The organism is Stenotrophomonas sp. YJH_SMC_54, from assembly GCF_059368435.1.
This window is the reverse complement of record NZ_JCAFRS010000001.1, coordinates 190,554-207,188: the sequence shown is the minus strand read 5'-3', so window position 1 is coordinate 207,188 and position 16,635 is coordinate 190,554. Positions and strand designations below refer to the sequence as shown.

At 67.3% G+C, this 16,635-nt stretch carries 19 protein-coding genes; 15 read left to right on the top strand and 4 right to left on the bottom strand.

What is annotated here, in order from left to right; genetic code table 11:
- Nucleotides 1-81: 81 nt before the first annotated feature.
- From lptA to AC5P5S_RS01035, 13 genes are all read left to right on the top strand, one after another.
- Nucleotides 82-633: a lipopolysaccharide transport periplasmic protein LptA gene (gene lptA / locus AC5P5S_RS01095; RefSeq protein ID WP_005408392.1), complete on the top strand. Its 552-nt coding sequence runs from the start codon at nucleotides 82-84 to the stop codon at nucleotides 631-633.
- Nucleotides 633-1,352, top strand: coding sequence for an LPS export ABC transporter ATP-binding protein (gene lptB / locus AC5P5S_RS01090; protein ID WP_005408391.1), 720 nt, complete (start codon nucleotides 633-635; stop codon nucleotides 1,350-1,352). The genes lptA and lptB overlap by 1 nt, the downstream gene beginning before the upstream one ends.
- A 39-nt stretch (nucleotides 1,353-1,391) precedes the next feature.
- Complete coding sequence (locus AC5P5S_RS01085; RefSeq protein ID WP_012479344.1) at nucleotides 1,392-2,813, top strand: RNA polymerase factor sigma-54; 1,422 nt, start codon at nucleotides 1,392-1,394, stop codon at nucleotides 2,811-2,813.
- A gap of 58 nt (nucleotides 2,814-2,871) precedes the next feature.
- Nucleotides 2,872-3,189: a ribosome hibernation-promoting factor, HPF/YfiA family gene (gene hpf, locus AC5P5S_RS01080; protein ID WP_004147311.1), complete on the top strand. Its 318-nt coding sequence runs from the start codon at nucleotides 2,872-2,874 to the stop codon at nucleotides 3,187-3,189.
- A 21-nt stretch (nucleotides 3,190-3,210) separates the two neighbouring features.
- Nucleotides 3,211-3,663: a PTS sugar transporter subunit IIA gene (locus AC5P5S_RS01075; RefSeq protein WP_005408389.1), complete on the top strand. Its 453-nt coding sequence runs from the start codon at nucleotides 3,211-3,213 to the stop codon at nucleotides 3,661-3,663.
- A complete protein-coding gene (gene hprK / locus AC5P5S_RS01070; protein ID WP_005408388.1) occupies nucleotides 3,660-4,610 on the top strand; it encodes an HPr(Ser) kinase/phosphatase in 951 nt (316 codons plus the stop codon). Before AC5P5S_RS01075 ends, hprK begins: the two co-directional genes overlap by 4 nt.
- A 27-nt stretch (nucleotides 4,611-4,637) precedes the next feature.
- A complete protein-coding gene (gene rapZ / locus AC5P5S_RS01065; RefSeq protein ID WP_005412498.1) occupies nucleotides 4,638-5,522 on the top strand; it encodes an RNase adapter RapZ in 885 nt (294 codons plus the stop codon).
- A gap of 500 nt (nucleotides 5,523-6,022) precedes the next feature.
- Nucleotides 6,023-6,415: a PTS sugar transporter subunit IIA gene (locus AC5P5S_RS01060; RefSeq protein ID WP_005408386.1), complete on the top strand. Its 393-nt coding sequence runs from the start codon at nucleotides 6,023-6,025 to the stop codon at nucleotides 6,413-6,415.
- Nucleotides 6,408-6,677, top strand: coding sequence for an HPr family phosphocarrier protein (locus tag AC5P5S_RS01055; protein ID WP_005408385.1), 270 nt, complete (start codon nucleotides 6,408-6,410; stop codon nucleotides 6,675-6,677). The genes AC5P5S_RS01060 and AC5P5S_RS01055 overlap by 8 nt, the downstream gene beginning before the upstream one ends.
- Before the next feature lie 2 nt (nucleotides 6,678-6,679).
- Complete coding sequence (gene ptsP, locus AC5P5S_RS01050) at nucleotides 6,680-8,449, top strand: phosphoenolpyruvate--protein phosphotransferase (RefSeq protein WP_059033400.1); 1,770 nt, start codon at nucleotides 6,680-6,682, stop codon at nucleotides 8,447-8,449.
- Between the two features lie 194 nt (nucleotides 8,450-8,643).
- Nucleotides 8,644-10,005, top strand: coding sequence for a magnesium transporter (gene mgtE / locus AC5P5S_RS01045; RefSeq protein WP_005408383.1), 1,362 nt, complete (start codon nucleotides 8,644-8,646; stop codon nucleotides 10,003-10,005).
- A 62-nt stretch (nucleotides 10,006-10,067) separates the two neighbouring features.
- A complete protein-coding gene (locus AC5P5S_RS01040; protein WP_005412494.1) occupies nucleotides 10,068-10,334 on the top strand; it encodes a hypothetical protein in 267 nt (88 codons plus the stop codon).
- A 70-nt stretch (nucleotides 10,335-10,404) separates the two neighbouring features.
- Nucleotides 10,405-11,202, top strand: coding sequence for a carboxylesterase family protein (locus AC5P5S_RS01035; protein WP_062606628.1), 798 nt, complete (start codon nucleotides 10,405-10,407; stop codon nucleotides 11,200-11,202).
- A 153-nt stretch (nucleotides 11,203-11,355) separates the two neighbouring features.
- Here the strand turns inward: AC5P5S_RS01035 and AC5P5S_RS01030 are convergent, their stop codons facing one another.
- The 4 genes from AC5P5S_RS01030 to AC5P5S_RS01015 form a co-directional block, all read right to left on the bottom strand.
- A complete protein-coding gene (locus tag AC5P5S_RS01030) occupies nucleotides 11,356-11,847 on the bottom strand; it encodes an REP-associated tyrosine transposase (protein WP_062606626.1) in 492 nt (163 codons plus the stop codon).
- A 297-nt stretch (nucleotides 11,848-12,144) separates the two neighbouring features.
- Entirely contained in the window at nucleotides 12,145-13,095 is a 951-nt protein-coding gene (locus tag AC5P5S_RS01025) for an aspartate carbamoyltransferase catalytic subunit (protein WP_043398325.1), read from the bottom strand.
- Between the two features lie 15 nt (nucleotides 13,096-13,110).
- Nucleotides 13,111-13,605, bottom strand: a complete 495-nt coding sequence (gene ruvX / locus AC5P5S_RS01020) for a Holliday junction resolvase RuvX (protein ID WP_005408378.1) — start codon at nucleotides 13,603-13,605, stop codon at nucleotides 13,111-13,113.
- Complete coding sequence (locus AC5P5S_RS01015) at nucleotides 13,598-14,164, bottom strand: YqgE/AlgH family protein (RefSeq protein WP_062606624.1); 567 nt, start codon at nucleotides 14,162-14,164, stop codon at nucleotides 13,598-13,600. Before AC5P5S_RS01015 ends, ruvX begins: the two co-directional genes overlap by 8 nt.
- Before the next feature lie 91 nt (nucleotides 14,165-14,255).
- Here AC5P5S_RS01015 and AC5P5S_RS01010 point away from each other — a divergent pair, with 91 nt between their 5' ends.
- On the top strand, nucleotides 14,256-16,043 hold the full coding sequence (locus tag AC5P5S_RS01010; RefSeq protein ID WP_060380163.1) for a DUF4153 domain-containing protein: 1,788 nt from the start codon (nucleotides 14,256-14,258) through the stop codon (nucleotides 16,041-16,043).
- A complete protein-coding gene (locus AC5P5S_RS01005) occupies nucleotides 16,040-16,585 on the top strand; it encodes a DNA-3-methyladenine glycosylase I (protein ID WP_012479338.1) in 546 nt (181 codons plus the stop codon). The genes AC5P5S_RS01010 and AC5P5S_RS01005 overlap by 4 nt, the downstream gene beginning before the upstream one ends.
- Nucleotides 16,586-16,635: the final 50 nt, after the last annotated feature.

The following is a 16,635-nucleotide window of genomic DNA, read 5'->3' as shown; positions in this document are numbered from 1 at the left end:
CTCCGGACAGGCGCAGGGCCGGCAGCCCCACCCTCCGCCCCCGGCCCGCCCGGCAGGCCCCCACCGGTAGAACGGACCCCGATGAAGATTCCCTTTGCCGCCGTACTCGCGCTCGGTCTTCTTGTCCCCAGCGCCGCCTTCGCCAAGTCCACCGACCGCAACGAAGACATGCACATCGATTCCGGCGCCCAGTCCGGCATGCTCACCGGCGACGGCAAGACCGTGCTGTCGCAGGGCGTGATCATCACCCAGGGCACGCTGGACCTGCGTTCGTCCGAGGCCGAGATCTACCTCAAGGACGGCGAGGCCGTGCGCGTGGTGTTCACCGGCAAGCAGGCCAAGATGAAGCAGCAGCTTGATGACGGCACCTGGATGGATGCGCTGGCTGATCGCATCGACTACGACATCAAGACCGAGATCATCACCCTGACCGGCAACTACAAGGTCACCAGCGCGCGCGGCACCAATGCCGGCCAGCGCATGGTCTACAACACCCGCACCGGCGAGATGAACTCCGGTGGTGACGGCAGCCGCGTGCGTACCGTCATCCCGCCGAAGAACAAGACCCCGGCCGCGCCTGCGGCACAGCCCAAGGCCACCACGCCGGCACAGCCGGCCGGGAGCAGGAAGTAATGCTCGTCGCCAAGGGCCTGCGCAAAAAGTACAAGCAGCGCGAAGTGGTCAAGGACTTCGGGCTGACCCTCGATGCGGGTGAAGTGGTCGGCCTGCTCGGCCCCAACGGTGCCGGCAAGACCACCTGTTTCTACATGATCGTCGGTCTGGTGGCCGCCGATGCCGGCAGCATCGTGCTCGACGGCAAGGACATCACCGGCGACCCGATGTACACCCGCGCCAAGCAGGGGGTGGGCTACCTGCCGCAGGAACCGTCGGTGTTCCGCAAGCTTACCGTGGCCGACAACATCCGCCTGGTGCTGGAACTGCGCGAGGACCTGGACTCGGCCGGTCGCGAGCGCGAATTGAACGGCCTGCTCGACGAACTGCAGCTGGGCCATGTCGCCGACCAGCTCGGCGCCAGCCTGTCCGGTGGCGAACGCCGCCGCTGCGAGATCGCCCGCGCACTGGCCGCACAGCCGCGCCTGATCCTGCTCGACGAACCGTTCGCCGGTGTCGACCCGATTTCGGTCGGCGAGATCCAGCGCATCGTCACCCACCTCAAGCAGCGTGGCATCGGCGTGCTGATCACCGACCACAACGTGCGCGAGACCTTGGGTATCTGCGACCGCGCGTATATCCTCGCCGAGGGCAGCGTGCTGGCCCAGGGTTCGCCGGAGGCGATCCTGGACAACGCCGATGTACGTCGCGTCTACCTCGGGGATTCCTTCAAGCTGTGAAGCAGTCGCCGGGTCCCTTTCCTTCCTTTCGGCACAGGCATGAAGACTCGGCTGCAGACATCGTTGGGACAGCAACTGGTGCTCACGCCCCAGTTGCAGCAGGCGATCAAGCTGCTGCAGATGTCGGCCACCGAACTGGAGCTGGAGATCGCGCAGGCAGTGGAAAGCAACCCACTGCTGGACTGGGCCGACAGCAACGACAGCAGCGCCGCCAATGAAGGCAGCGATGGCAACGACAACGAAGCGCCTGCAGAGCGCAGCGATGAGGGCGACGACTGGGCGCCGACCGAACTGGACTGGACGACGACCGGCAGCGGTGGCAGCTTCGATGATGACGACGACAACGGCAGCGCTGCCGAGCGCGTAGCCGAAACCGAAACACTGGCCGACCATCTGCTGTGGCAGCTGCATCTGTCGCATCTGTCCTCGCGTGATCGCAGCATCGGTGCCGCGCTGATCGATGCACTGGACGACGATGGTTACCTGCGCGAGCCGCTGGCCACCATCGCTGAAACCCTGTTGCCGGCGATCCACGCCGACGAGGACGAGATCCTCGCCGTGCTGCATCGCATCCAGCGCTTCGATCCGGTGGGTGTGGCTGCACGCACGCTGGGCGAATGCCTGCTGCTGCAGCTGGATGTGCTGGCCGGCGACACGCCCGGCCTGCTCCTGGCGCGACAGATTGCCGCAGGACCCTTGGAACGTTTGCCGCGCAGCGGCGTCGCCGGGCTCGCCCATGAGTTGAAGCTGCCGCTGGACGAGGTCGAGACTGCCGTGGCGCTGCTGCGCTCGCTGGACCCGCGCCCGGGCACGCAGATCGCGCCGCTGTCGCAGGACACCTATGTGGTGCCGGACGTGGTGGTGTGGCGGCAGAACGGCGTGTGGCGGGCTGCACTGGCCGCGCATGCCGGGCCGAAGGTGGTGATCCACCGCGGCTACGAACAGCTGATCCGACGTTGTGGCGACGCCGATGCCGGCTACCTGCGTGCCCAGCTGCAGGAAGCGCGCTGGCTGCTGAAAGGGCTGCAGCAGCGTGGTGACACCCTGCTGCGCGTCGTGCGCAGCCTGATCCTGCAGCAGGCCGGCTTCCTCGAATTCGGCGAGCAGGCGCTGCGTCCACTGACCCTGCGCGAGATCGCCGCCGAGCTCGGCCTGCACGAATCCACGGTCTCGCGCGCGATCGCCCGCAAGCACGTGCGTACCCCGCGAGGCACCCTGCCGCTGCGCGCCTTCTTCGCCTCGGGCATCGATACCGAGAGCGGTGGCGAGGCGTCCAGCACCGCCATCCAGGCGATGATCCGGCGCCTGATCGACGACGAGAACCCGCGCAAGCCGCTTTCTGACGCCAAGCTGGCTGACCTGCTCAAATCGTCGGGAATTCCAGTAGCGCGACGCACCGTGGCGAAGTATCGTGAAGCCATGAACATTTCCGCCTCGCACGAAAGGGTCAGAATCGCTTGACGCGCCGCCGCGCCCGGCGGAGAGGTTCATTGGCACATCCGAACACAGGAGAAACCCGATGCGCATCGAAACGTTTGGCAAAGATGTCGAAGTCACCCCGGCCCTGCAGTCCTATGTTGAGGAGAAGCTGGCCCGGATCGGAAAGCACTTCGACCAGCACTGCGAAGCGCGGGTGACCCTCAAGCTGCAGAAGACCGAACACCACGTCGACGCCAGCCTCAACATTCCCGGCCAGACCCTGCACGCCGAGGCCAATGCCCAGACCATGTATGCCGCGATCGACCTGCTTGCGGACAAGCTTGACCGTCTGGTGATCAAGCACAAGGAGAAAAAACAGCAGCACGCACCGCTGCCGGTGGGCGACAATGGTGGCTGATCGCCACCGTTCCCCGCAGACATGCCCCTGACTGACCTCCTGGCGGCCGTGCAGACCCAGCTCTGCACGGCCACCGACCGTGACAGCGTCCTGCAGGCCGCCGCCGGGTTGCTGGCCTGCCGCCAGGCCAACGCCGAACAGATCTATCTGAACCTGTGCCAGCGCGAAGCGCTGGGCAGCACCGCCATCGGCCACGGCATCGCCATTCCCCACGGCCGCGCGCCAACCCTGGACCGCCCCCGCGGCGCCCTGCTGCGGTTGGCCACCCCGGTCGATTTCGGTGGCGAGGAGCCGGTGGACCTGGTGTTCGCGATGGCCGTCCCCGCCCACTACACCCACCAGCACCTGATGCTGCTGTCCGAGCTGGCCGAGCTGTTCTCGGCGCCGGACATCCGCCAGGCCCTACGCGAGGCGGGCGATGCCCGGGCGCTGCGCGAGGCGCTGGACATGACCCCACCTGCGAGTGCCGCATGAATACCAGCATCACCGCCCGTGAACTGTTCGAACAGCAGCGCGAGCGGCTGGGACTGCGCTGGGCTGCCGGCAAGTCCGGCGAGAAGCGCGAGCTGGAGGCCGGCAACACGGTCTCGCGGCGCCCCTCGCTGGCCGGCTACCTCAATGCCATCTATCCCAACAAGGTGCAGATCCTGGGCACCGAGGAACTGTCCTGGCTGGATGCGCTGGAACCGCGCCAGCGTTGGGAGACCATCGAAAAGATCATGCAGTCGCACCCGCTGGCGCTGGTGCTGACCCGCAACCAGGCCTGCCCGGAAGACCTGCGCGCTGCCGCGGACGAATCCGGCACGCCATTGTGGCTGTCGCCCAAGCGCGGCCACGAACTGCTCAACCACCTGTCCTACCACCTGGCGCGGACGCTGGCGCCGCGGGTGATCCTGCATGGCGTGTTCATGGAGATCTATTCCATCGGCGTGCTGATCACCGGCGAAGCGGGATCCGGCAAGAGCGAACTGGCGCTGGAACTGCTCAGCCGTGGCCATCGCCTGGTGGCCGACGATGCCCCCGAATTCACCCAGATCGCGCCCGATGTACTCGATGGCACCTGCCCGGAGCTGCTGCAGGACCTGCTGGAAGTGCGCGGCCTGGGCGTGTTGAACGTGCGCGAGATGTTCGGCGACACGGCTGTAAAGAAGAACAAGTACCTTCGGCTTATCGTCCACCTGACCAAGCCGATGACCGAACCCACCCCGCATGGCTACGAGCGCCTGACCGGCGATTCGGGCACCCGCCATGTGCTGGACCTGGACGTACCGCTGATCACCCTGCCGGTGATGCCCGGCCGCAACCTGGCCGTGCTGACCGAGGCGGCCACCCGCCTGCACATCCTGCGCACCAAGGGCATCGACCCGGCAGCCATGTTCATCGCCCGTCACAGCAACCTGCTGGAACGGCGAACACCCTGATTTCCCTGCCCTTCGAAGAGCCTGTCCATGAGCACCGTCACCCCCTCCGCCCCGACCCTGATCATCGTCAGCGGCCTGTCCGGCTCGGGTAAATCCGTCGCCCTGAAGACCTTCGAGGACCAGGATTACTACTGCTCGGACAACCTGCCGATCAATCTGCTGCCCGACTTCGTGCGCAGCCTGCTGGCCAACCACGACGGCAGCGCACCACGGCGTCTGGCCGTAGGCATCGACGTTCGCGGCCAGGCCGACCTGAGCCAGCTGGGCGACTGGCGGCAGCTGGCGGCCGACGCCGGCGTGGACGTGAAGGTGCTGTTCTTCGAAGCCAGCGACGAGACGCTGCTCAAGCGCTACGCCGACACCCGCCGCCGCCATCCGCTGAGCCAGCTGGGCCTGTCGCTGCCTGAAGCCATCGCCCGCGAACGCGAGTTGACCGCACCGCTGCGCCGCGAGGCCGATGCGGTGATCGACACCAGCAGCCTCAACGTGCATCAGCTGCGGCGGCGGATCATCACCGAGTTCACGATGGACCATGCCACCGGCCTGTCGCTGCTGTTTGAATCGTTCGCCTACAAGCGCGGCGTGCCGGCCGAGGCGGACTTCGTGTTCGATGCGCGGGTGCTGCCCAATCCGCACTGGGACCCGGACCTGCGCGCGCTCAGCGGTCGCGAACCGGGTGTACGCGACTACCTGGAAGCGCAGCCGGACGTGCAGCGCTACCTGGCCCAGCTGATGGACTTCCTCGATACCTGGCTGCCGAAGCTGAGTGATGGCACCCGCAGCTATGTGACCGTGGCGTTCGGCTGCACCGGCGGCAAGCACCGGTCGGTGTTCCTGGCCGAGCGTTTGGCCCGGCATGCCCGCGAGATGGGCTGGGAAGACGTGGCGACGTACCACCGCGAACAGGATTGAGGGGGGTCGGCCGGGCTGCGCCCGGCACCCGCCGGTAGTGCCGGCCGCTGGCCGGCAACAGCAACAGCAACAGCAGAAGCGGCATTCCGTGGGATGGCGGGGCGGTGTGGGTCTGCAGGACACGCCGTGAACCCCGCTCCGCGGTCCGGCCCAGCCGCTGGCGGCTGGGCGTTCGGGCGCTTGCGAAGCAGTGCTTCGCAAGCAAAGCGCCCTCCCCCCTGGGGGCTCGATGGCGCCATCCATGGCGCCAACGGTCCTGCAGACCCACACCGCCCCACCTCTGACAGATTTCTGCTGCTGTTGGTGGGTGTGTCGACCCTGGTCGACACGTTGGATCCACGTCATGCGTGGATGAATCGCTGTCAGGCATCGAAAAACGGATGGGGTCGGATCTCTTTCTCAACGGAAAAGGCCTCCCCTGGGAGCAACGCTGAATACGGGACACAGTGCCCCTCTCCTGCTGCTATCGCCAATTCACCTTGACCTGTTAACGTGCAGTAATGACCTGTGGCATTCTCCTCGTAACACATCCTGGGGTCGGGACCGCCCTGCTTGACGTGGCGACCCGGCTCCTGCGGCAGTTGCCGCTGAAAACCGAAGCTTTCGAAGTACCGTTCGACGCAGACCTGGACGCCCTGCTCCCGCTCGCCTCGGCCGCCCTGCGGCGGGTTGACGGGGGTGATGGTGTGCTGATCCTGACCGACCTGTACGGCGCCAGCCCTGCCAACCTTGCCGGGCAGCTGGCCCGGCTGGGGACCCCGGTTCGCCGGGTGTCGGCGCTGAGCCTGCCGATGTTGCTGCGGGTGATGAATTATCCGGAACAGGGACTGGATCAACTGCCCGCCACAGCCGCGGCGGGTACCCGTAATGGAGCGATAGTCGACGATGCTTGAACGAGAACTCACCGTGAGCAACCGCCTGGGCCTGCATGCCCGGGCCACCGCCAAGCTGGTGCAGACCCTGGCGCCGTTCCGCTGCAACGTGACCATGGCCGCCAAAGGCCGTGAGATCAACGCCAAGAGCATCATGGGCGTGATGCTGCTGGCCGCCGGCCAGGGCACCCCGGTCACCGTGCGGATCAACGGCGAGGACGAAGCCGCCGCGATGGAGGCGGTGGTCGGCCTGTTCGAACGCCGTTTCGACGAGGACAGCTGAGCGTGCCACGCGCACGCGCCGGCCAACCCCCTTCCGGCCAGCGGCCGGTACTGCTGCTGGCCGGGCATGGTGCCGCCCGCGGCACGGCAATGGGCCGCGCCCGCGTGCGCCTGCCGCATGCACTGGAAGTGGCCGAGCAGCGCGTTGCCGCCCACCAGGTCGAGGCCGAGCTGGCGTGCCTGCATCGCGCGGTGGACGCCGCGCGCTCGGAGATGCACGAGCTGCGCCAGCGCCTGCATGGAGCGCTGAACCAGGAAGTGGGTGAGTTCCTCGACCTGCATGCGCTGCTGCTGGACGATCCCGAGCTGCTGTATGGGCTGGACGAACTGATCCGCAGCGGACCGTACAGCGCCGGCTATGCGTTGCGCCTGCAGCGCGACCGCCTGGCCAAGGTCTTCGACGGCATGGACGATGCTTACCTGAAGAGCCGCATGGACGACCTCGACCATGTGATCGGCCGCATCCATGCCTTCCTGCAGCCCGAACGCCCGCCAGCGGTGAAAGGCCTGGCCGGCGAGATCCTGGTCTGCGACAACATCGCGCCCTCCGAACTGGCACAGCTGCAGGCGCAAGGCGTGGTCGGCATCGTCACCGCCGCCGGCAGCGCGCTCTCGCACAGCGCGATCCTTGCGCGCAGCCTGCACCTGCCCTTGATCGTCAACGTGCCGCAGCTGCTCAGCCGCATCGCCGATGGCGACGTGCTGATCATCGACGGCGCCGACGGCAGCATCACCGCCAATCCACAGGCCGACAATCTGCGCGACTACCGCGCACGACTGAAGGAACACGCGCGCGAACAGCGCGAGCTCGGCCGCCTGCGCAGCAAGCCCAGCCGCACCCGCGACCAGGTCGACATCGCCCTGCTGGCCAATGCCGAGTCGCTGGAGGACGTGACCCAGGCGCATGCGTTGGGCGCCCACGGCCTGGGCCTGTACCGCACCGAATTCCTGTTCCTGCAGCGCAACGAGCTGCCGGATGAAGAAGAACAGTTCCAGACCTACCGCGATGCGGCACTGGGCATGAGCGGGCGACCGGTGACCATCCGCACCCTCGATCTGGGCGCGGACAAGGCCGACCGCACCGGCCTGACCCTGAGCAACGAAGAAAACCCGGCGCTCGGCCTTCGCGGCGTACGCCTGTCGCTGGCACGGCCGAAGGTAGCCGACACCCAGCTGCGCGCGATCCTGCGCGCCTCGGCCTACGGCAAGCTGCGGGTGCTGGTGCCGATGGTCAGCACCCGGGAGGAACTGCTGGCAGTGCGCCGCCGCATGCTCAAGCTGACCGAACAGCTGCGCGGCGAAGGCCACATGGTGTCCGACCACGTGCCACTGGGCGCGATGATCGAAGTCCCTGCTGCGGCGCTGGCGCTGGAAAGCTTCATCGACCTGGTCGATTTCCTGTCGATCGGCACCAACGACCTGGTGCAGTACCTGCTGGCGGCCGACCGCAACAATGAAGCACTGGGCGAGCTGTATTCGCCGTTGCACCCGGCGGTGCTGCGGCTGCTGCAGATGGTGATCGAGACCGGCGCGCGCCACCGCATCCCGGTGGCGGTCTGTGGCGAGATGGCCGGCGATGCGCGGATGACCCCGCTGTTGCTGGCACTGGGCCTGACCGAGTTCAGCCTGCACCCGGGCACGCTGCTGGAAGTACGCCGCGCGGTCCGCGAGGCCGACCTGGCCATGCTGCGCGCGCGCGCACCGAAGCTGCTGGCCGCGCGCGACCGCCGCGCGATCGAACGCTGGCTGGCACTGGTGGCGGATACGCCCTGAGCGCCAAGGGTAGTGCCGGCCGCTGGCCGGCAGCCTCCCCATCGAAGACCAAGAGGTTGCCGGCCAGCGCCCGTCACTCCCGCCATCCGGCGGCTATGCGTTGAAACATCGCCTTGCGATAATGACGCGCTGAACACCCCTGTTGCCGCATCCTTGCCGGGATCGCGGCTTTTCTTATCCCCGCGGGAGCTGCGATGGCTGAAGCTGTACGCCACGACAAGACTGCGCGCCAACTGCGGATGCTGTCCGATGCACTGGACAGCGGCCGGCTGGGCCCGGTGCGTCGCCTGGTCAACACCCTGGCCCCGGCCGAGATCGGCAACCTGCTCGAATCGTTGCCGCCGGGCAAGCGCGAGGTGGTGTGGGGACTGGTTGATCCGGAAGACGACGGCGAGGTGCTGGTCCACGTCGGCGACGACGTGCGCGAAAGCCTGCTCGCGGACATGGACCCGGACGAGATCATCGCCGCGGTCGAAGACCTGGACATCGACGATCTGGCCGACCTGGTCGAAGACCTGCCGGACACGGTCATCGACGAAGTCCTCAAGTCGATGGACCGCGAGAACCGCGAGCGCCTGGAACAGGTTCTGTCCTATCCCGAGGACAGCGCCGGTCGCCTGATGAATCCGGACGTGGTGACCGTGCGCGCCGACGTCAATGTCGACGTCGTGCTGCGCTACCTGCGCCTGCGCGGTGAACTGCCCGACCACACCGACCACCTGTTCGTGGTCAGCCGCCGCCATCAGTACCTAGGCCGCGTGTCGCTGGCGGCACTGGTGACCCACGAGGACACCACCCCGATCAATCGCCTGATCGACGACGAGCAGCCAGCCATCGACGTCGGCGAGAGCGACCAGGAAGTCGCCCGCCAGTTCTCCGACCATGACTGGATCTCCGCGCCAGTGGTGGATGACAACAACATCCTGATTGGTCGCATCACCATCGATGACGTGGTCGACATCATCCGCGGCCAGGCCGAGCACCAGGCGCTGGGCGCCGCCGGTCTGGACGAGGACGAAGATCTGTTCAGCCCGGTCTGGCGCGCGATGCGCCGCCGCCTGATGTGGCTGTCGGTGAACCTGTGCACGGCCTTCCTGGCCTCCAGCGTGGTCGGCCACTTCGAAGGCACCATCGACAAACTGGTGGCGCTGGCGGTGCTGATGCCGATCGTCGCCGGCCTCGGCGGCAACGCCGGCACCCAGGTGCTGGCACTGATGGTGCGCGGCCTGGCGCTGGGCCAGGTCGGCGCCTCCAACGCCCGCACCCTGCTGTGGAAGGAAGTTCGGGTCGCGCTGTTGAACGGCGTGATGCTGGGTTCGGTGCTGGGCCTGATCGTGCTCGCCTGGTTCCACTCGCCCGGGTTGTCGGCAGTGATCGCCATCGCGTTGACCTGCAACCTGTTGTTTGCTGCGTTGGCCGGCGTGCTGGTGCCGTTGACGCTGAAGCGCTTCGGCTTCGACCCGGCGCTGGCCAGCGGCATCTTCCTCACCGCCGTGACCGATTCGATGGGCTTCTTCACCTTCCTCGGCCTGGCCACCCTGGTGCTGCTGCACTGACCATCTCGACGGTCGGATCCCCGCTGCGCGGCGCTCTGACCCGATCCCAACTGGATCCCCCCATGGCAACGACAATCGAAAACTACTTCCAGCCCGGCTGGCGCGACCAGCAGCACACCTGCCCGGCCTGTGAATGGAAGGGCAGCTCGCGCGCCATGGAAATGGAACTGGACGAGGACGCCACCGAGTACGACTGCCCGGTCTGCGAGAACCCACTGCTGGTGGTCCTGCACCCGGACATTGCGCAGGTGCAGGCCGCCGCCGCCGAAGGCAATGCCGAGGCACAGGAGCAGTTGGAGATCATCGCCAGCTTCCCGCGCCCGCAGTGACGCGGCGCACGATGCCGGGCCGACGTCGGCGGACTACGATGCAGGCGATCTCGCCGCTTCGGAAAATCCCATGGTCCGTTTGCTGTCGCGCTGGCTGCCACTGCTGGCCCTTCTGATGATGAGCGGTTGCACTTCGCTGCCGGACAGCGCGCGTGGCCGCTTCGAAGCACGTGCGGTGAAGGTGGACGGGCAAACGGCTTACTACCAGGTGTTCATTCCGGCCGGCGTGCAGGCCGCCGCTCCCACCCACCTTCCGGTCGTCCTGTTCCTGCACGGCTCGGGCGAGCGCGGCGCCGATGGCGTCAAGCAGACCCACGCCGGGCTGGGGCCTTACCTGCGCGCGCATCCCGATTTCCCCGCCCTGGTGGTGTTCCCACAGGTGCCGGGCCACGAGGAATGGAGCGGCCGCAACAACCGTGCGGCAGTGGCCGCGCTGGACGCGACGATCGCCGAATTCGGCGCCGACCCGGCGCGGCAATACCTGACCGGCATGTCGATGGGCGGCTATGGCAGCTGGAACATCGCATTGGATGACCCACGCCGCTTTGCCGCGATCGTCCCCGTATGCGGCGCGGTGCTCGCCCCGCGTGCGGTACGCCCGACCCTGTTCGTCGAGCAGGTCGCGCACGAAGCGGACCCGTACGCGGTGATTGCCCAGCGCCTGCAGCACACGCCGATCTGGATCTTCCACGGCGCACTGGATGACGTGGTGCCGCCGGACGACGACCGCAGACTGCATGCCGCATTCCGGCGCGCCGCCGCACGCGACGTGCGCTACACCGAATACCCGGAAGGCAACCACAATGCCTGGGACGCCACCTACGCCGACCCGGCAATGTGGGAATGGCTGTTCGCGCAGAAGCGCTGAACCACAGCTTCTGCTGGGAAACACCTGTTGGTGGATGCCTACCGTTGGTCGGCTTGGGTATGGGTGGGTGCCGACCGTTGGTCGGCTTGGGTATGGGTGGGTGCCGACCGTTGGTCGGCTTGGGTATGGGTGGGTGCCGACCGTTGGTCGGCACTACCTCTCCGCTTCGGGGTAATCCATTGCCTGGTACCTCTCATCGATCTCCCATCGGCACCAGGCATACGGATACTCTCCCACGCAGCTCGCCAAGTTCGCCCTGACCGGGTTGGCGACGATGTACATCGCATGGCGAAACAGTGATTCTTCAGAACGAATGGCGTGATCGTGATAGCTCGATTGCCAGAATGGTCCTGTCCTACCCGGCATGCGGTTGATCCGCAATGCACTGCTCGATTTGAAGCGTTGCATGATGTAGTCCAGCGAGAACGCACGGATCTCCACAAGCCAATGGATGTGGTCCGGCATGACCACATAGGCAAGTGAGTGCGTCAGGCCCTCAGCATCAATGCGACGGAACACATCCATCACCTCATGTGCCGCAGTGGCATCATCGAAGTAGCGTCGACGCTCCTGGATGACGGTGGTCAGGATGTAGGATTGTCCGATCCGGGAATGGCGGCCAAGGCGTAGGCGTGCGCGGCTCATGGGCCCAAGCGTGCGCCTGCCGCTACTCCGGTTCTATCGGGCAATCACGTCAGTACAGGTAGGCCCGGAACCATTCAATGGCTAGGCCCGCACTTCACCGCACTGACGGTTCAGTGCCGACCAACGGTCGGCACCCACCGGATCGGATAAGGACAGATCAACCGTGCCGACCAACGGTCGGCACCCACCGGATCGGATAAGGACAGATCAACCGTGCCCACCAACGGTCGGCACCCACCGGATCGGATGAGGACAGATCAACCGTGCCGACCAACGGTCGGCACCCACCAGGGCAGGTCAGCCCAGCAGGGTTTCCAGCACGGCCATGCGCACGGCGACGCCGTTGGCGACCTGGCGCAGCACCCACGACTGCGGGCCGTCGGCCACCTCGTCGGTCACTTCCACGCCGCGGTTGATCGGGCCCGGGTGCAGCACCGCGGCATCCTTGCCCGCGCGCGCCAGGCGTTCGTTGGTCAGGCCGTACTGCGCGTGGTACTGCTCCAGCGACGGCACCAGGCCTTCTTCCATGCGCTCGCGCTGCAGGCGCAGCATCATCAGCGCGTCGACGCCTTCCAGCATCGCGTCGAAATCATCGCCGACCACGCAGCCCTTCAGGGTCTCGTCGTCCGGCAGCAGCGACTGCGGGCCACACACGCGGATCTCGCCCACGCCCAGCGTGCGCAGCGCATGCAGGTCCGTGCGGGCCACGCGCGAGTGCTTCACGTCGCCGACGATCACGACTTTCAGCTTCGAGAAATCCGGGCCCTTGGCCTGGCGCAGGGTCAGCATGTCCAGCAGGCCCTGGGTCGGGTGCGAACTGCGGCCGTCACCGGCATTGATCAGCGCGGTGCCCTCGCCTGCCGCATCGGCCAGTGCGGCCACGGCGCCGTCATCGGGGTGGCGCACCACGAAGCCGCGCACGCCCATCGCTTCCAGGTTGCGAAGCGTGTCGCAGGCGGTCTCACCCTTGCGGGTAGAGGAGGTCGAGGCGTCGAAATTCAGCACGTCCGCCCCCAGCCGCTGCGCGGCCAGCTGGAACGAACTGCGGGTGCGCGTGGACGGTTCGAAGAACAGCGTGCACACCGCCGAACCGGCCAGCACGTGGCGCTTGTTGCCGACGCGGCCGACTGCGGCATCGCGGATCTGCCCTGCGCGGTCGAGCAGCTGCAGCAGCGTTTCGCGCGGCAGGCCCTCCAGGGTCAGCAGGTGGCGCAGGCGTCCGGAGGCATCGATTTGCTGGGCGGTCATGGCGGTGTCGGGCAGTCAGGGAATGGGGGTGGCGTCGTCCGGCGACGACAGCCAGCGATCGATGATCACCGCTGCGGCGACGGCATCGAGGGCAGCCGCATCACGGCGGCGCTTGCGCCCTTCGGCGCGCTCGACGGCGAAGCGGCGTGCGGCCTCGACCGAGCTGGAACGCTCGTCGATCATCACCACCGGCAGCTTGAAGCGCTCCCGCAGCTGGCGGGCGAAGCCCTGCGCGCGCTTGCGGTTGGGCTGGTCCTGGCCGTCCAGGGTCAGCGGGTCGCCGACCACCAGGCCGTCGGGCTTCCATTCCTTGAGCAGGCGTTCGATCGCGGTCCAGTCCGGGCCGTTGCCGTGCACATCGACCACGGCCACCGCGCGCGCATGCGCGGCGAAGGCACTGCCGATGGCCACGCCGATCCGTCGCGAGCCGACATCGAAACCCAGAACGGTGCCATCACGGCGGATCGCCGGGGCAGCAGAATCCGGCGCGGGCGTGATGGGCTCAGACATGGCCGCTGTAGTCGGTCAGCCGGAACAGGTCCACGCCGATGCGCGAGGCCGCACCCTGCCAGCGCTGCTCCAGCGGCATCTGGAACACCAGCTCGGCATCGGCCGGCACGGTCAGCCAGCTGTTCTCGGACAGCTCGCTTTCCAGCTGCCCTGCGCCCCAACCGGCACAGCCGAGGGTGACCACGGCATTGGCCGGGCCTTCGCCGCGCGCCATCGCTTCGAGGATGTCGCGCGAGGTGGTCAGGTACAGGCCGTCGCCCACGGTCAGGCTGGAATCCCACGCCCGCGCGTCGTCATGGATGACGAAGCCGCGCTCGGGATGCACCGGGCCGCCGTTGAGCACCATGCGCGCCTGCAGGTCGCCATCACCGGTGGTGATGTCCATCTGTGCAAGCACTTCACCCAGCGTGTACTCGGAAGGCTGGTTGACCAGCACGCCCATCGCCCCGTTCTCGTCGTGCTGGCAGATCAGCGCGACGCTGCGGGCGAAGGTCGCGTCGAGCAGCGACGGCAGCGCGACGAGCAGGTGATCGGCAAGGGAGGTCGGCGTTACAGGCATGGCCCTATTCTACCTGCTGGGGGCGGGATGGTCGCGCGATGGCGTCGAACAGCGATGGGCTAGGATGGTGCTTTGCCATGGAAGGTCATCGATGCAGTCTTCAACGCCCCTGACCCTGCCGGCACGCAGCGCCATCGTCCTGCTTGCCCTGCTGCAGGGCCTGATGCTGTATGCCGCGCAGGAACTGTCCGACGCGTGGCCGTTCCGCGATATCGGCTGGCGCTACTGCTGGTACGCCTGGGTGCTGGCCATTCCCAGCGCGGTGGCGCTGAGCCTGGTGGAGCTGGGCCAGCGCCGCCTGTGGCTGCAGGCCGTGCTCGGCTCGACGGTGGTGCTGGCGCTGGCCGCCTGGATCGGCTGGAACCTCAATGGCGAGACCGCACTGGAATCGGGCGCGTTGCAGCTTCCGTTGACCCTGGGCATGGCCGTTGCGGTGTTCGTGGTCCTGCCCTGGTGGCAGTTCCAGCTGCAGCACGGGCACTGGCGTGCCAGTTACCCCGAGCTGTTCGAGCGCGCCTGGCAGAATGGTTTGACCCTGGCCCTGGCGGCACTGTTCACCGGGCTGACCTGGCTGCTGTTGTGGCTGTGGTCGGCGCTGTTCCAGCTGCTCGACGTGACCGTCTTCCGCGACCTGTTCCGGCAGGACGCGTTCATCGCACTGGCCACCGGCAGCCTGGCCGGGTTCGGCGTACTGATCGGGCGCACCCAGCACCGCGCCATCCAGATCACCCGCCAGGTGCTGTTCGCGATCTGCCGTGGGCTGTTGCCGCTGCTCTCGTTCATCGCCGTATTGTTCGTGCTGAGCCTGCCGCTTACCGGGCTGGAACCGTTGTGGAAGACCCGCTCGGCCGCCGGCCTGCTGCTGGTGCTGTCGCTGCTGCTGGTGACGTTCACCAATGCGGTCTACCAGCAGGGGGAAGACAGCGCCCCCTACCCGCTGCTGCTGCGCCGGCTGGTTGAAGCCAGCCTGCTGGCGCTGCCGGTCTACGCCGCACTGGCGCTGTACGCACTGGGGCTGCGCGTGGTGCAGTACGGCTGGACCGTGGACCGGTTCTGGGCGGTACTTGTCGCAGTGGCCGTGGCCGGCTATGCCGTGGGCTACGCGCTGGCGGTGCTGCGCCGGCAGCGCCGCTGGTTGCAGATGCTGGAGCCGGTCAACCGCTGGATGTGCTGGGCGGTGCTGGCACTGGCATTGCTGGGCAACTCGCCGCTGCTGGACCCGGTGCGGCTGACCCTGTCCAGCCAGCTGGCGCGCCTGCGTGCGGACCCGCCCGCGATCACCAGCAGTGACGTCAACGTGCTGCGCTTCGATCTTGGCCACCGCGGCGTGCGGGCGCTGCGCGAGCTGCAGCGTGATCCAGCCATCACCGCCGATGCCAACGCGCCACAGGTGATCGCTGCCGCGCTGGCACGTACCTCGCGCTGGGATGACGGCCACCGCCTCGACAAGGGGCCGCAGGACGTCGTCGCCCTGCAGCGCGCGTTGAAGCTGGCCAAGGGATCCAGCTCGCCACCGGACGATTGGTGGCAGGCACTGGCCACGCGCGCGATCGATGGCGAATCCTGCGCCCAGAGCGAGCGCGACTGCCTGATCGTCCATCGCGACCTGGACGGCGATGGCACTGGCGAAGTGCTGCTGTGCGAGCTGTACACCCACCGTGGGCCGGACTGCGTGCTGTACGCACGTGGCAGGGATGCCCACTGGCGCCGGGCCGGTTCGCTGTTCGGCACCGTCAGCGGCCAGGCCGAGGCGATCAACCAGGCCCTGCGTGACGGCAAACTCACGCTCGTGCCACCGCGCTGGCCGATGCTGTCCATCGGCGGGCACCCTGCGCTGGCCATCGATCCCGAATCCGAATCCAACGAGCCTTCCCCATGAGCGGCTACTGCCTCATCGCCCCGGGCCATCCGGTGCACGACTACTACCACGCCAACGAATACGGCTTTCCGCAGCGTGACGAGCGCGAGCTGTTCGAACGGCTGGTGCTGGAGATCAACCAGGCCGGCCTGAGCTGGGAAACGATCCTGAAGAAGCGCGAGGGCTTCCGCACGGCCTATGACGGCTTCGATGTGGACCGCGTGGCGGCGTACGCCGAGCAGGACATCGAGCGCCTGCTGTCGGACGCGGGCGTCATCCGCAACCGGCTGAAGGTGCTGGCGGCGATCCACAACGCACAGGTGATCCAGCAGCTGCGGGCCAGCCACGGCAGCTTCGCGTCGTGGCTGGATGCGCACCACCCGCGCAGCAAGGCCGACTGGGTGAAGTTGTTCAAGAAGACCTTCCGCTTCACCGGCGGCGAGATCACCGGCGAGTTCCTGATGAGCCTGGGCTACCTGCCCGGTGCGCATGCCGAGGACTGCCCGGTGCATGCGCGGCTGCTGACGCTGTCGCCGCCGTGGCTGAAGGCCGCCGCCCGCTGATGGATATCCGCCGGGCATGGCCCGGCCTTGCCACGCGTGGGTTCCGGTAG

Coding starts and splice junctions, on each gene's coding strand:
- lptA (WP_005408392.1), top strand. CDS start 82: ATGAAGATTCCCTTTGCCGCCGTACTCGCGCTCGGTCTTCTTGTCCCC.
- lptB (WP_005408391.1), top strand. CDS start 633: ATGCTCGTCGCCAAGGGCCTGCGCAAAAAGTACAAGCAGCGCGAAGTG.
- AC5P5S_RS01085 (WP_012479344.1), top strand. CDS start 1,392: ATGAAGACTCGGCTGCAGACATCGTTGGGACAGCAACTGGTGCTCACG.
- hpf (WP_004147311.1), top strand. CDS start 2,872: ATGCGCATCGAAACGTTTGGCAAAGATGTCGAAGTCACCCCGGCCCTG.
- AC5P5S_RS01075 (WP_005408389.1), top strand. CDS start 3,211: ATGCCCCTGACTGACCTCCTGGCGGCCGTGCAGACCCAGCTCTGCACG.
- hprK (WP_005408388.1), top strand. CDS start 3,660: ATGAATACCAGCATCACCGCCCGTGAACTGTTCGAACAGCAGCGCGAG.
- rapZ (WP_005412498.1), top strand. CDS start 4,638: ATGAGCACCGTCACCCCCTCCGCCCCGACCCTGATCATCGTCAGCGGC.
- AC5P5S_RS01060 (WP_005408386.1), top strand. CDS start 6,023: ATGACCTGTGGCATTCTCCTCGTAACACATCCTGGGGTCGGGACCGCC.
- AC5P5S_RS01055 (WP_005408385.1), top strand. CDS start 6,408: ATGCTTGAACGAGAACTCACCGTGAGCAACCGCCTGGGCCTGCATGCC.
- mgtE (WP_005408383.1), top strand. CDS start 8,644: ATGGCTGAAGCTGTACGCCACGACAAGACTGCGCGCCAACTGCGGATG.
- AC5P5S_RS01040 (WP_005412494.1), top strand. CDS start 10,068: ATGGCAACGACAATCGAAAACTACTTCCAGCCCGGCTGGCGCGACCAG.
- AC5P5S_RS01035 (WP_062606628.1), top strand. CDS start 10,405: ATGGTCCGTTTGCTGTCGCGCTGGCTGCCACTGCTGGCCCTTCTGATG.
- AC5P5S_RS01030 (WP_062606626.1), bottom strand. CDS start 11,847: ATGAGCCGCGCACGCCTACGCCTTGGCCGCCATTCCCGGATCGGACAA.
- AC5P5S_RS01025 (WP_043398325.1), bottom strand. CDS start 13,095: ATGACCGCCCAGCAAATCGATGCCTCCGGACGCCTGCGCCACCTGCTG.
- ruvX (WP_005408378.1), bottom strand. CDS start 13,605: ATGTCTGAGCCCATCACGCCCGCGCCGGATTCTGCTGCCCCGGCGATC.
- AC5P5S_RS01015 (WP_062606624.1), bottom strand. CDS start 14,164: ATGCCTGTAACGCCGACCTCCCTTGCCGATCACCTGCTCGTCGCGCTG.
- AC5P5S_RS01010 (WP_060380163.1), top strand. CDS start 14,256: ATGCAGTCTTCAACGCCCCTGACCCTGCCGGCACGCAGCGCCATCGTC.
- AC5P5S_RS01005 (WP_012479338.1), top strand. CDS start 16,040: ATGAGCGGCTACTGCCTCATCGCCCCGGGCCATCCGGTGCACGACTAC.